Below are 13,792 nucleotides of genomic sequence, written 5' to 3' on the forward strand. Positions count from 1 at the left end.
GCAATGCAACGAAGATACTATTTTATACTTGCCGCCCTGGTGGCCAGCACCTTATCTCTGCAGGTTCAAGCAGCGGATTGCCGTGCGGCTACTGCGGCACAAGCTGGGGCGCAGGCTGGCTACGAACGTGCTCGCAAAGCTGCAGAAGCATGGTCACAACGTGAAAATCAGGTATCAAGCGGATTGCAGCAATGCTTGGGAGATATCAGCACAGCCATTACGGTACCTACTTTCCCTGATCTCAGTGGCATCTTGAACGGGATAAAGGACAAAATCTGTCGCGCTGCAAGAGACAAGATCCAAGAATATGTACCGAGTAACATTGACCCATGGGGAGATTTGTCATCTCGCACCAGCGGTGTAATTGGCACCTCATCGAATTCAGTCAGTGCACCTCAGTCCTATGCACCTACCACTTATAGTCAGATACCTGCAGCTACGTCCCCAGTGAGCTCCGCCTCCGGGGACGGTTACATCTTCACTCGCTAACCGACCGTACCTTTAGCGGTTTCCCCTGTTCTTCTTTGCAACCCCGTTCGGTCTCCCCTACGGGGCTTGCCAGTGGATGTCACCATGAAAAAAAACCTACCCGCTCCCTCTGATGGGGGGAGTGCTGACCCGTATGCGTCTGCAAGAGCACAGCACATTGAAAGCCAGCTCAATGTCAGTTTCACCCGAAAATCTCTCATGGTGAACATATGGCAAAGTGCTTCTCTTTTTCTTTGTCTGTTGATTATCGCTGTTCTGGGATATGCCGTTTTAAACCCGCCAGTAAAATATTTTGCAACGCAAGATGGTCGTGTTATCCCGCTGACCCCAACAGATCAGCCAGCTTACAGTGATGCGGATGTTACCGATTTTGGCAACCGTGTTATTCGTGAGGCGTTCACTCTCGACTTCGTGAATTACCGTTCACAAATGAATAACTTACTTCCCCGATTCTCAGATGAAGGCTTTCGTAGCTATTACGCTGCGCTGACCACATCCAACGTACTTGCCTCCATCAAAGACAAAAAAATGAACATGTCGGTGATGACGTCTCCAGGCGTAGTCGTTAGCAAGGGAACGTTAGAAAACGGGGTATATGCCTGGAAAATTCAATATCCCGTCAAATTCAAATTGACCGGTCAGACAACGTCACTGCCTGAACAAAGTTTTGTGTTGTCACTGCTTATTCAGCGTACCGATCCACGATTGAAGAATACCGGTCTGGAAGTATCTCAGCTCATTACCTATGAGGCTCAATAACCATGAAAATCCAGTATGCCAGTCTGCTCCTGTTAACGTTGGTTAACAGTGTTAGCGCTGCAATCACCACTGACGTCGCTGCAGCCCCCAATGCCTGGCAACCAGCACAAACGCTAAGTGCAGCACCGACAACCAGTACACCACAAAATGTTGCCGCTCAGGTGGCACCAACAGCAGGGCTTGGACTTGGACCTGCGCCTACAGCCCCACTTCCTCAAGGCGGAGCAACCCCTCTGCCCTCACCCGCGCTAACTTATGCTCAGGGTCAGATGGCTCCATTATCGCCTGATGATGTGACTGGCTTACGGGGGACATTTGACCAACTGCAACGTAGTGAGGGGCGAGCGCCCGTCACTGCGGTTCCCCGGATTAGTTCTCTGACGGTCAACCTGTCACCTGGTGCCTCACTACCCATGCTGCGGGCACTTCCAAACTTTCCTGCGACCGTATCTTTCACTGATGAAACAGGCGCGCCCTGGAATATTGACGCGCCGCCAATCAACGGTAACGAAGCCGGGTTTTCCATCAATTACATTCCAAACAGTCCGGTAATGTCAGTTCAGGCCAGACGGGCCTATGACTCTGGGAGCGTGACGGTATATCTGAAAGGTTTACCGGTGCCTGTAGTGATCGCCTTATCCAGTGGCGAACCAGATAACCCCGGACAAGCACAAATTACAGATAGCAGTCTGAACCTTCGTATTCCTATGCGGGGCCCAGCCGCTAAAGCCCAACCTATTGCGCGAGAAAAAATCAGTTTGGACAATCCAACATTGCAATCCTTTTTGGATGGTGTCCCTCCCAAAGAAGCCAAGCGTCTCAAAACCAGTGGCAACGTCCCGATGACATCTGTTTGGCAATTAGGCGATGACTTATATATCCGCTCACGCAGCGATATACGGGATGCGTTTGTAGAAACCTCGGCAGCAGCAGATGGAACTCGAGTTTGGAAATTGCCCGTCACCCCCGAAGTGGTTTTTTCCGTTCAGAGCCGAAATACCACACTGAACATCAACCTGGAGTAAGCCGATGGCCATTGAACAAGATGCTGCAAATGACGGAAAAAAATCACTGATACTGGGCATTGCTGTTGTCACTATTGTTGGCGCAGGAGCTTACCTCGGGTGGGGATGGTTACACAGAGCAGAGCCAACACCGTCAAATTATAAATTGAACAGCGTGGCCAACAATGCCGCGCATAACAGTATTGAAACAGCGCAGTACCGGAAGTTACAAAGTGAAGCTAATAACATCGGTGGAAAAACGGCTGACAGCGGGGGAAACAGCTTTGTGGCGTCCTTACGCATGAGTGATGTCAAACCTGTCGCCCCAACACCGGCTCTACAACCTGTAAGCCTAAATACTACAACCGTAACCTCCTCTCAAGGGGACACAACCAACTCAGGTATAGCTGAGAACGAAAAAGCCGCTCTCAATAGTTACATGAAACTACTTAACGAGCGCTGGAAGCCTGGTGGCATACAATTGGCTAGTTCTTTTGGTCAGAGCCAACAAGGCAATGGGCAATCAGGCAGTACATCAGAGAATGCTTTTAGTGCATGGAGTAATGGGCTCCCAGGCAATGCGCCGGTGACTGTATCGAGCCAAACAGCAGCCAATAACGGGGTTCAAGACCTCATGGTTGTGCCACCGAATACACTTAGGCCGGGTGTAATAGACACTGCAATCGACTCTGACAACCTCAATTCAATCGTTAAGGCTCATATTCCTGCAGGCTTTTTAGCGGGAGCCAGCTTCACCGCTCGGGGTATACAACTGGCGGGTAACGGAGTGGTCATCCATCTCACTAGCATGACACTCAACGGTATTGAATATCAGGTCGATGCCTATGCGTTACAAGACGATACGTTGCAATCCTCCGTCGCCAGTGACGTCAACAACCGTTATATCTCCCGAATTATATTGCCCGCCGTTGCCACTGGTATTGGTGGATTGGGTGAATTGTATAAACAACAAAACACGCAAATCCTATCGACCAACGCTGGCACGATCAGCGGCGGGACCGGCTCGGTTAAAGGCTCAGCTGTAGCAGGTACCATCGTCGGTGGCATTGGCTCTCAAGCTGGCCAAGTGATGGCGAGTGATGCTGCCAAACTTCCCGTCCAACAGGTTCGTGTTTTCAAAAACCAAGTTGTGGCCATCCAATTTATGAAAGGTGTGTATGAGAGCGACCGTCTCAACAAAAACGCGGCCACCATACCCCAAGCAGGAGCACGCTAATGACAACATCTCATTTTGACCTAGAGACGCCCCCAGTTGATTTGCCCGAAAATGAACCAGAGGTAACTCAAACACCTATCGCCAGTAAGCCAACCCATTCCAAACTTATCACTTTACCTTTCGGCTTAAAGGTTGCCCCGTTACAAGCCGGGATGATGGGACTCGTCATCGTCGGAATTGTCGCTTTCGGTGTATTGCGTAATGCCCCCTCGAGTACCGGTGCGTCGCCACAGTTTGCGGCTCAAGAGCCCATAACCACACCGCCTATTGTGCCCGTTCCTTACTCACCACCGTCAACATCAGTGCAGAACACGACCATCGACGCACCTCCAACGAGGGAGCCTGTGGCCAGTACCCTGACAGAGCCTAGCCCGCAAATAGTTGAAGAGTTGCGGGTATACGGGGAAAACAACCGTGAAGGAATAAAAGCATTGGATCAACGTTTGCGCCTCCTGGAGCAGCAGGTTGCCTATTTGGCACAACGCCCAAGTCCTGCATCTGTATCCACCATGACCACAGCCTCTGCTGTTGCACCGAAAGCCTCCCACCGCACCGCGTCAAAAAACAGCGGATTACGGGGGGCCAGTATCAACAGTTTATATCCGGGATTAGCTTGGGTGACTTATCAGGGAAGTACCTGGGCACTGCAACCGGGTGACCGCATTGGTCATGCCACCGTGCAACGCATTGACACTCAAAATCGTGAGGTCATCACCACTGCCGGTGTTATCCGGTAAGGATACCTATGGACTTGGTCCAAATGCTGGCCAACGCCGTCAACAACGTTACGGCGGTTGGAATTCAGCTGATCATCGCGATGGGGGCAGTAGGTGGCTTAATCATGCTGGTCTTGCACTTTGGCAATATCGCCAGTCGTGCACGCAGAGGACAGGTACAAGACGGCCCTGGAAAAATCATGCTGATCATTCTGATATGCGGCTGCGTTATTGCACTGCATCAGGTGATGAATGCAACCTCACGACAAATGGCTTTGGGTGACGTCACTTTTGGTGCAATAGCCTATGTTTCCGAAGGCAAATACGGCCCTGCTGCGGTCGCCATTAATGCCGGTCTTACGCTTCTGCAGTGGATCGGTGTCATTTATGCGTATCAGGGTTTATTGCGCCTGAGACGCTCTACAAAAGACGGTCATACCGGTCTTAGCGCCGGTGATGACGTCGCTAGCGGCGCTAAACGAATAATTATTGGCACCCTGCTCGCAGTCAATCCACGGGTACTCGATGCCCTACAAAACACAATCAATTTTCATTGGTAAATACAGAGGTCATAATGAACGCTCGTCAAATCTTGAAAGACTTTCCACTTTTCATCTCAGTTAAAGCAGCCTTACTGGCAGAAACACTCCGCCGGCAATATGTTCGCATCGTTGCAGGTTTACTGGCAGGGTTCCTGACCCCTCTCGCCCATGCCGATGGAGATCTTGTCGATATGATTAAAGCCCCTTTGGACGGCATTTATTCCTTAAAAGAGCCTATCGTGAAAGCGTCAATGACCCTCGGCCTCATTTTAATAGCTGTTGCCATCGGCATGATGGCTTCCAAGAAAAATAACCCACAAATCAAGGGTTGGCACATCTTGATATTATTTGCAGCGGGAGGCTGTCTTATTGCGCTTGATCAGATTGCTAATCGTAGCCAGAAGCAGATGGGGCTGAACCCAGTATCTGTCGGTTAACGTAGATAGCCGGCCCTTGTGGCCGGCCTTACTTAACTCGAACGTCTCAATGAGGCTTCTTTCCGAAAGCCCCCAATCTTTGGAGTTCTAATGCTGGTCTTTTCCGTTTCCCGTCGTGTGACGGGCCTTTCCCGCACGCCTCAACAACAGAATACATTAGATGAAACAGCCCGTATGGCGGGACATAACTGTGAATTCTGTGGCTACGAGTCACCTAAAAATACCGTGATATTTCGTGACCAAAACCAACTAAATACACTCCGAGATAACCTTTGTGTCGCTGACCCACTGTGTCTAGCCTGGCAACAATTGGATACCGTGACGGCGGAAGCCGGGGTCATTGTCTATCTGCCAATTTTGCGACCGGAGGATATCAATCATCTACAACGGGCCATCGCTCAGGCACTTGAATCTGACAGTGAAGAATATCAGCAAGATGCCAAAGCTCTACTCAATTGGCTCACCTCTCACGACAAGCCAGTACGCAAATCATGGGGAACAACGCATCCTCAAGCATTCGGTGAAGCCTTGAAACGTCTCCCGGATGAAAAACGTGAATCCTTACTGTCCCGCTGTCGCCATCTGGCACTGGCGCTACATCCTGGTCGCCTCAAAGGACGACTGGCAACCACAGGGCTAGATGCCAATACAACCTGGTGGTCACTCCTATACCGTGATTATTGCTCCCGGAGCTGAACATGATTGTCGATAAAATCGAAGATGCTTTTGCTTATTTTTCTCGCTACACATTAGGGCGGGATTTTTCCCAGTATTGTGACCTACGCACAGTCATTGGGCTGACTCCCGACGACAAAATACGACACCCCTCATTGGCCGCGCCGTACATACATGTGACACACAACAATGATTACGCCAGCTGCTTTGAGGTTTTGGGCGCATTCAGAGAATTCAGTGAAGCCGAACCTCGTACTGTGGGCGACGTCCCCGATACTGATAGCTTTCTCAGGTTTGTTCTGAAACTCAGAGACTCCTTAACGGGCGATTTTAAAGCCTTGGGGCAAAAGTTATGTATTGTGTTCGAACGCGATCCTACGAGGGGAAAGGAAGAAATAACGCGGCTGGTTGAGCCTCAAAGACTGGCATACCGTAAGCTGGGGCTTGAACTGGACGATTTAGTGGATGAACAAATTGTCAAAATGTCGCCTTATGTTGCCCGAGAACGTGTTTGGTTGACGGTTTATACCGCAATTTCATCACTTCCTCCGGCAGAACGTAAGGAAGAAGTTCAACGCCAAGATAAACAGTTTAAAGATATGCCAGAAGCGCGTTTCGGCCAGAATCCGGTATTTGCCGAGTTCGAAGGCTTGAAAATGCGACATGATGCGTTTATCGACAAACTGGCAACTGATCTTAAAGATGGCAATGAAGGTGTAATGGTGCGCTTGCTCGACGCCCATGAAGCAGGTCACGTTCTCAGGGATGAAATCGAACGACTCAGCACAGATGAAAGTTGGCAGCCACTGTTACCAGGTGATCGTGTTATCCCTCATGGCAAGCTACGCGGTGACGATATTAGTGCTGCATTGGCACCTCATCTCAACTTTCAATATTGTGACACCGAAGTGAAAGCACACGGCAGCATGATCGAAGTGGACGGTTTGTACCATGGTCAATTAGCCATGACGCTTGCCCCGCAACGCCCTGAACCCTTTAGCCAGTTGTTTAAGAAGGTTCCGAGACAAATACCTTGGCGGTTAAGACTCGATCTAATGCCTGGTGGCGGGGATTTGCTCAATAGCAAACATAACCTGTTGTCCTTTGTCGCTTTTGTCCCTGGATTACGCGATATTTACCAGTCTGTCTCTTGGCTGCTGGAACAAAATAAGAAAGAGCCTGTGTGCATGATGAGCATTACAGCCAGTACTTGGGATGCGGATAAAAGCCGACTTAAACGCAACTTAACACTGCTGCAAAAGTCACTTCAATCGTGGGGCGTATCCAGTGTGACCAAAACCTTTGGTGACCCAATCCGTGCCTGGATCAACACACTACCGCTGGCATCAAGTTTTAGTGCTTCTACATTGATGTTCCCGCCGCTTTCGGAAGGTATCAAGTTAATGCCCCTGCAGCGTCCGGCCAGCCCATGGGGAAACGAAGGGAACTCTATTCATCAAACTGTGGACGGTAAACCGTATCCTATCCAGTTAGCCAGCTCGTTACAGGAAAAGCATACAGAGTTACTTGCGGGTTCTCCTGGCTCAGGAAAGTCGCTGTTAGCTAACAGCTTACATCTTGATGCCATTGCTAATGGAAACAGTGACCTTCCCTTTATGGCCTTTACCGATAAGGGGTTTACCGCACAAGGTTTCTATGACCTAATTTCCGACAGTCTTTCTCCTGATCAGAAAGACAAAATCATCAGTATTATCCTGCGTAACGATGCAGATCACTGCCGTAACCCGTTTGATATTCTTCTTGGCTTGAAATACCCCATCAGTACCGAGCGTGAATATATATTGGGAATGCTACTCAGTTTATGTATCGATCCAGAGAAAGGCATCGCCCCAGACTCTGCATCCTGTAGACAAATTCTGTCTCGCGCCGTGGACATGGTATATCGCAAAAATAGTGATGATGAACCAATTCGGTATGGTGCGACCCTTGTACCTGCTGTTGATACTGCATTGAAAAACAGTGGTTGCATTGCTGAACATGACGCTCAGTGGTGGGAAATGGCTACCTGGTATGAAGTGAGAGATTTACTCTTTGATCACGGGCATGTGTATGAGGCCTCGCTCGCTCAGGCACAGGCGGTACCCGAGTTAAATGACTTACAAGGGGCACTCAATAGCAAAGAATTACTAGTCGCTTTTGGCAAAGTCAATCGGCCTGGCTCTGATGAACTACTGCTCAGTTATGTTTCTCGTTGCCTGACACAAGCCCTCTTCGATTATCCACTGATTGCGGGGCGTACTCGCTTTACCGTCAGCCCCAATACACGAATTCGCATTGTCGATGTCAATAATGTGGCGGGCAAAAACACCCCGGAAGGGAAGATTCGTACCGGCATTATGTACCAGTTCGCTCGCCACCTTGCTGGCGCCAATGATTTCTACCTACCGCAATATCAGGATGAGTTGTACAGCAAATTGAATGAGCGTTACATTCCACTACATCGCAAGCGTATCGAGCAATTAGATCAAGAAGTAAAACTCATATTTATTGACGAGTTACACAACATTAAAGGCATCGATACACTGTGGGAGGCACTGCAAACAGAGGACCGCGAGCAACGTAAATTCGGTATTCGTACCGTGTTCGCCTCTCAGTATCTCGATGATTATCCAAAATCCATTCTGGAGTCAGCCAACTCACTCTATTTAATGCGCGTGAGAACCAAAGACTTCCCTGTGCTACAAGAAACATTCAATGTGCCGCGCACAACACTCCTTAAACTTTTGAACACCACGCGGGGACCGGCGGCAGATGGCAGCGGTGTCACTTTCCTTGCCGTATTCCAAACGACCAACGGTAACGTCGCTCAGTTACTGAAAAACACGGCGGGTCCACTGCGATTATGGGCGTTGAACTCAACACCGGCTAATCGAGCTTTGCGCAACTTTTTATATGACGCATTGGACGGCAAAACCGCACGTAGGCTGTTGGCGGATACGTTCCCCGGTGGATCTGCAGAGAAACATATTCAGATGATGAAAAAACGGGCCGGTAATGACGATGAAGACAGTGTCATTCGACAACTGGCCGACGAGTTAATTGCCAAGGCTGGCTATATTCAAGGCAACGCCGCATAGCACCAACACACTGCAACCAAGGATTCAAAACCATCGACATCGAGATGTGAACGGTGAAACGTATTATTAACGCTATCTTAAACTCGCAGTTTAGACACTTATTCCACCCCACAGATTTACTTCTCTTATTTCTATTCGTTTGCATCTTGTTTCTATCTGTCTTCATGACCCTTATGGTAAGGCGCTAATCATGCACACCCATCGTTATTTCTCTGGCCAATTCAGTCTATTGACCAGCTTGGTTCTATCCGCTTGCCTACCTGGATACGCCTTAGCCTATCCGGTAGAGGTTATGACGAGCATCCCGATACAAACACAAGTGGCTCCTGCCCTTGGGACCATCAACGGGACGTTGACTGAGATTGCCACCACTCAACATCAAGTTGGCGCGGCCATTAATCAAAATGGAGGAAAGGTGGCCACCCAAATTGAACAAGCGGCACAGGCTCAACGTGATCAGGATATTTTCGCGAGACAGGCTGAAAAACTTGAGCAGGCGCGTAGAACCTATACCATTCCCGATAGCATCTGTTCTGAATCCGGTTCTGGTGTAGCGGCTCAAGTACAAAGTGGCGCACGGGCCCATCAAGGAGCATTGGCCAGTGGTGGCGGGATTAGTAATAACACCATTCGACAAGGTGTAACCGCGCCAACACCACCACAGGAGCAAGCACAATTTCGCACTGCAGCTATACATGCTGATTACTGTGATGCTACGGATGTAGCGGCTTACGGTGGGACAGCGTTATGCAAAGCTATTTCAGAACGTCCGGGGGGAGATAAGCGATTAACCTCTTTACTTGATGGCGCAGGTAAAGATGGAAAAACCCCAGACCTCACTTTCAACCAGCAACAAACCGATGCTGCTATGGCATACGCTATTAATAGTGCGCCAGCTGCCGCAGGTAAGCAGTTAGGGAAAGGTGAAGTCAAAACAACTTCTGGTCAGCAATATATTGGGATTATGACCCAATACGAAGCGATTAACTCAGCAGCCCGTGAACCCATGCTGGCGATGATCGCCGCAAGTCAGCCTAACGAGGCTACAAAAGACGTGATTACAAAGGAAACATTACGTTCCCCGTCAGCTGCAGCCTATTTCAACCGTACTGCCTCAGAAGAAGCTAAAAGCACCGGCATTATGTCCGAACGAGAGTTTGAACAATTCGAAGCCGGTCGCCGCTATGCCAATACCGAATACCTAAATGACATTTCAAATATGGAAGGGGATCTCCTGTTGCGTGAAGCTATTCTTATTCAGTCCCAACAAAATTGGCTGTTATTAGGCATCAAGCGTGAAATGCAGAAAAATAACATCCTACAAGGTCAACAGTTGTCTCTCGCCGCCACGGAGAATTACCGTCCGCAATTGCAAGCCAAAATGCGTGAAGTTAACGCGGGAGTATCCAGAAATGACTAATAAAGCAGAAAAATCGCCTCAGTGGGGAAAACGTTTAAGCAAAGGTTTGTATTACTCGACTAACATAATTTTACCACTTTCAGAAGCACGCTACGCGGCGTCCAAAATAGGACCATCGCTGTTCAATAATTTCAAACGGCTCAAACATCTCTCGCCCTCTAACCAATTGGAATTAAGGCTAAAAGAACCCATCCTGAGCTTTGAGCAAGCAGTAGCCGCCAGTGGTCTGTCAGTCAATGGCTTACTACGCCGATTTAAGCGCCGAAAAATGGTATGCCTCATCTTAGCAGCAGTTCCGTCATTACTGGCTATAGGACTTCTTTTGGCAATTGCGGTTAGTAGCATCTACACACCTCTGGTACTGGTAAAAGGATTTGTACTAATACTGGTGTTGCTGTCACTGGCTGCAGTGCCATTTGTCCAGGCACTTATTTGTACCTGGCGATTATGGCAACTGAACCAGCAACGAACTTCGCCAGAAGAACGTGGTGGGTTTAACGACTTTTTGGTCGAGGTGTGCTGGTTCAAATCAACAATTTCATCATCACTGCAAGTAAAGAGTAAAAAACGATTGCTTGATATACGTAAATGCCCCCTAAAACACCGATGATCGACCTTCAGTTTTAGCCCTCAACCATCCCATGAGATTTTCCATCCTCACCTGTTAACCCAGGCGGGCACCTCTTTATATCTGCGAGTCAATACTATGAATGCCATACGAAAAATAATGGCTGGCGCATTGTTATATCTATTTACCGCCAGTGCCTGGGCCGATACAACGGTAAGTTTTAGCTCCATTGAACAGGCAGCTAAACGCAGTTCCGACTTATCACGTCAAATCCTGGTTATGATTTTCGGTGACGTTGTCACTAATCCTCTATCGACCGATTCCAGTATGATCGGTCAGATGTTCTTCGTTTTTAACGGTATCGTTATGGCTATTGCCGTTGTCTGGTTCCTGCTTGTCACACTCAAGCATCTGGTCAAAGCTGGCCAGAATGGACAGGTTTTTAACCAAGGCAGTTCAATGGTTGGGCCAGTGAGCACCGCAGCGGGTTTTCTGACTCTAGTCCCTACCGTTTCCGGTTGGTCAATTGCTCAACTCACCTTCTTGTGGGCCGCTTCGGTTATGGGTATTGGCAGCGCTAATCTGGTGACAGACCGCATCGTTGATTTAATGGAGGATGGCTATTCTCTGGTGGTGCAACCCGTAGCCCCCCAAACTATCGGGGCAGCACGGGCTATCTATGAAATGAACCTCTGTTTATACGGCATCAATAGTGAACTCAACACTATGTACCAACAATATGGCCAAGGTGGCACGCCATTGATGCGAATCAGTACCCTGCCAGATGGCTTTGAAATTGGGAACGGTAGTGCTCTATGCGGGTCAGCCCGCCTTCCGGAAAGTCTCATTGATCAAACGACAAGCTGGTTATTCCCGGTACCAATTAATACTGAAAGCATCATAAATGCACAACGTAGTGCAATGAACGAGATGCAAAATACTCTATCTCAGTCAGCATCTCAATTTGTTACATCTGTGGTAAATAAACAGATAAATGGTAGTGGCTCTCTACCCGATGCTGAAACTGATATACAAAAATCGGCGCGAGCTTATGAAGATAGAATAAATCAGGCATTAAATGCGCAGGGACAAGCAGATCAATTAGCATCTGTTTTGACGGCGCAATTGAAAAAAAATGGATGGCTCGCATTGGGTTCTTGGTATCAAACATTCGCTACAGCTAACAACAAAATTAATGAGGCAGTTCAACTAAAACCTGTAATTGCAGGTATGTCTGGAGTGGGTGATCTAGGGGCGGGTGATGTCTACACTAGCATCAAAACTGCGTATCAAGCCCAACTGCAGAACTCTAGCTACACCCCACCTCTTGGGACGCAGGGTACTAAAGACACTCAACAAGCGACCGATGCCTCAACATCTGACGCAGTATTTGTTGGTATCTTTAACGGTCCAATGTTGAGGCTGGCAAACTTTATTGCCACGTCTCAAATGGGAAATTTGACCGTTGGAAGTGATCAGATGAATCCTTTGTTGAAAATGAAAGCTGTAGGCGACTATACCTTGGGGGGAGCCGAAATTGTTTATACCGTATTTAGCGCAGCTAGAATAGCCGCTGAAACGGCCTCCGACAGTTTGATTATAAAAGTTGTTTCTTTAGGTCTTGGTAGTTTTGCTAAAAATGCGATTTTAGCAGCGGCTCCTGCAGTTTATTTCATATTACTTTTGTTACTTAGTGTCGGTTTTAGCCTGTCAATATACTTACCTTTTATACCTTTTATTTATTGGTTAGCATCTGCTGCTAACTGGATTGTCAGTGTATTGGTTGGTGCTACAGGAGGAACCCTTTGGGCAGCAACCCATATTGCAACTGAGAGAGAGGGGGGACACAGGTCTGCTTACGGTTACATCTTCCTTATCGATGTCATGATTAGACCTATGCTAATGGTGTTTGGCTTTGTTTTTGCAAGCATAGTTATTGTCGCATTAGGCACGTTACTTAACTTAATGTTCGGTGCCACAATAGCCAATGTACAGGCAAATTCATTTACCGGTTTGATTTCACTAGCAGGAATTTTATTGGTTTATGCAAGGATCTGCACTACGACGGTTACCCGAGTTTTTGCTCTGCAAGTTACCATGCCGGACTACATCATTTCTTGGTTAGGTGGGCGTGAAGCAGCTGGTATTCTTGGTGGAATCGCTGAATCAACTAAAAGCATATTTGCTGGATTTGGTCGTGGACTTGAGAGGACTCCAGGGTTAAAATCAATGAATAAAGGAAGTAGCGATAATTCCGATGGCATAAAATAGCTATGATAAGGAAAGATGAATGAAATCAATAAAAATGATCGGCACGATTCATATTCTTGCTGCTATTTTCACAATAGCTTCATTATTTACCATCTATTACTACTTTGATAGTCGTGGCCATTCAGGAATCACCTATTTTTCAGTTACAAGTTTAATTGCTATATCATTATGGACTGTCTTATATTTCTTAAGAAAATCCATTAGCAATGGAATAGCTACAATTGTTGCTAATAACACTAATTCCAACTTTTCTCCTGATAAAAACCTGACCTTTATTGATATCAACAATGGAAAGTATGTAGGTATCGACTCTAATAGTAAGGCAATGCTGATTGTATCTTTAAATAATAAAGAATTTGCTAATGGCTTTATAGCTGAATTTGATGAATGGAAAGGATATGAGTTAGAAGATTGCAACCTAACTTTGAAGTTCAATAATATCAAGCGCCCAACGTTCAGCATCAATAGCAACGCCAAGATTAAAGTCTTTTGCCATAAGTTAGACAACCTACTTTCTTCTACCTATCGTCCGTTAGTAACAAACTAACAGAATATCAAGTTAGCTAAATACAATAT

Annotated in this window: 13 protein-coding genes; all 13 read left to right on the top strand. The window is 47.6% G+C overall.

Going from position 1 to position 13,792, the window contains the following annotated elements; all coding sequences use genetic code 11:
- Nucleotides 1-3: 3 nt before the first annotated feature.
- The 13 genes from Q2T72_RS22660 to Q2T72_RS22720 all read left to right on the top strand — a co-directional run bounded on the left by Q2T72_RS22660 (nucleotide 4) and on the right by Q2T72_RS22720 (nucleotide 13,763).
- Entirely contained in the window at nucleotides 4-489 is a 486-nt protein-coding gene (locus Q2T72_RS22660) for a hypothetical protein (RefSeq protein ID WP_050289000.1), read from the top strand.
- Between the two features lie 84 nt (nucleotides 490-573).
- Complete coding sequence (locus Q2T72_RS22665) at nucleotides 574-1,248, top strand: DotI/IcmL/TraM family protein (protein ID WP_050074341.1); 675 nt, start codon at nucleotides 574-576, stop codon at nucleotides 1,246-1,248.
- 2 nt (nucleotides 1,249-1,250) lie between these two features.
- Nucleotides 1,251-2,273 carry a DotH/IcmK family type IV secretion protein gene (locus Q2T72_RS22670; RefSeq protein ID WP_050074340.1) on the top strand — a complete coding sequence of 341 codons (1,023 nt, stop codon included), beginning with the start codon at nucleotides 1,251-1,253 and terminating at the stop codon, nucleotides 2,271-2,273.
- 4 nt (nucleotides 2,274-2,277) lie between these two features.
- Nucleotides 2,278-3,489, top strand: a complete 1,212-nt coding sequence (gene traO, locus Q2T72_RS22675) for a conjugal transfer protein TraO (RefSeq protein WP_372569992.1) — start codon at nucleotides 2,278-2,280, stop codon at nucleotides 3,487-3,489.
- A complete protein-coding gene (locus Q2T72_RS22680) occupies nucleotides 3,489-4,226 on the top strand; it encodes a hypothetical protein (RefSeq protein WP_050074338.1) in 738 nt (245 codons plus the stop codon). Before traO ends, Q2T72_RS22680 begins: the two co-directional genes overlap by 1 nt.
- Nucleotides 4,227-4,234: 8 nt before the next feature.
- Nucleotides 4,235-4,765, top strand: a complete 531-nt coding sequence (gene traQ, locus Q2T72_RS22685) for a conjugal transfer protein TraQ (protein ID WP_050074337.1) — start codon at nucleotides 4,235-4,237, stop codon at nucleotides 4,763-4,765.
- A 14-nt stretch (nucleotides 4,766-4,779) separates the two neighbouring features.
- Complete coding sequence (locus Q2T72_RS22690; protein WP_108088340.1) at nucleotides 4,780-5,184, top strand: DUF6750 family protein; 405 nt, start codon at nucleotides 4,780-4,782, stop codon at nucleotides 5,182-5,184.
- Nucleotides 5,185-5,274: 90 nt separating this feature from the next.
- The gene (locus Q2T72_RS22695) at nucleotides 5,275-5,880 is read left to right on the top strand and encodes a hypothetical protein (RefSeq protein ID WP_050074479.1); all 606 of its coding nucleotides are present in this window, start codon (nucleotides 5,275-5,277) and stop codon (nucleotides 5,878-5,880) included.
- Between the two features lie 2 nt (nucleotides 5,881-5,882).
- On the top strand, nucleotides 5,883-8,957 hold the full coding sequence (locus Q2T72_RS22700) for a type IV secretory system conjugative DNA transfer family protein (protein WP_050074477.1): 3,075 nt from the start codon (nucleotides 5,883-5,885) through the stop codon (nucleotides 8,955-8,957).
- Nucleotides 8,958-9,147: 190 nt separating this feature from the next.
- Entirely contained in the window at nucleotides 9,148-10,377 is a 1,230-nt protein-coding gene (traW, locus tag Q2T72_RS22705) for a conjugal transfer protein TraW (protein WP_050074476.1), read from the top strand.
- Nucleotides 10,370-10,987, top strand: coding sequence for a conjugal transfer protein TraX (traX, locus tag Q2T72_RS22710; protein ID WP_050074475.1), 618 nt, complete (start codon nucleotides 10,370-10,372; stop codon nucleotides 10,985-10,987). Before traW ends, traX begins: the two co-directional genes overlap by 8 nt.
- 117 nt (nucleotides 10,988-11,104) lie before the next feature.
- Nucleotides 11,105-13,216: a DotA/TraY family protein gene (locus tag Q2T72_RS22715; RefSeq protein WP_226723031.1), complete on the top strand. Its 2,112-nt coding sequence runs from the start codon at nucleotides 11,105-11,107 to the stop codon at nucleotides 13,214-13,216.
- A 19-nt stretch (nucleotides 13,217-13,235) separates the two neighbouring features.
- A complete protein-coding gene (locus Q2T72_RS22720) occupies nucleotides 13,236-13,763 on the top strand; it encodes a hypothetical protein (RefSeq protein WP_050074472.1) in 528 nt (175 codons plus the stop codon).
- The last annotated feature ends 29 nt before the right edge of the window (nucleotides 13,764-13,792 follow it).

Source organism: Yersinia sp. 2466 StPb PI (assembly GCF_041538325.1).
Taxonomy (GTDB): Bacteria; Pseudomonadota; Gammaproteobacteria; order Enterobacterales; family Enterobacteriaceae; genus Yersinia; species Yersinia enterocolitica_E.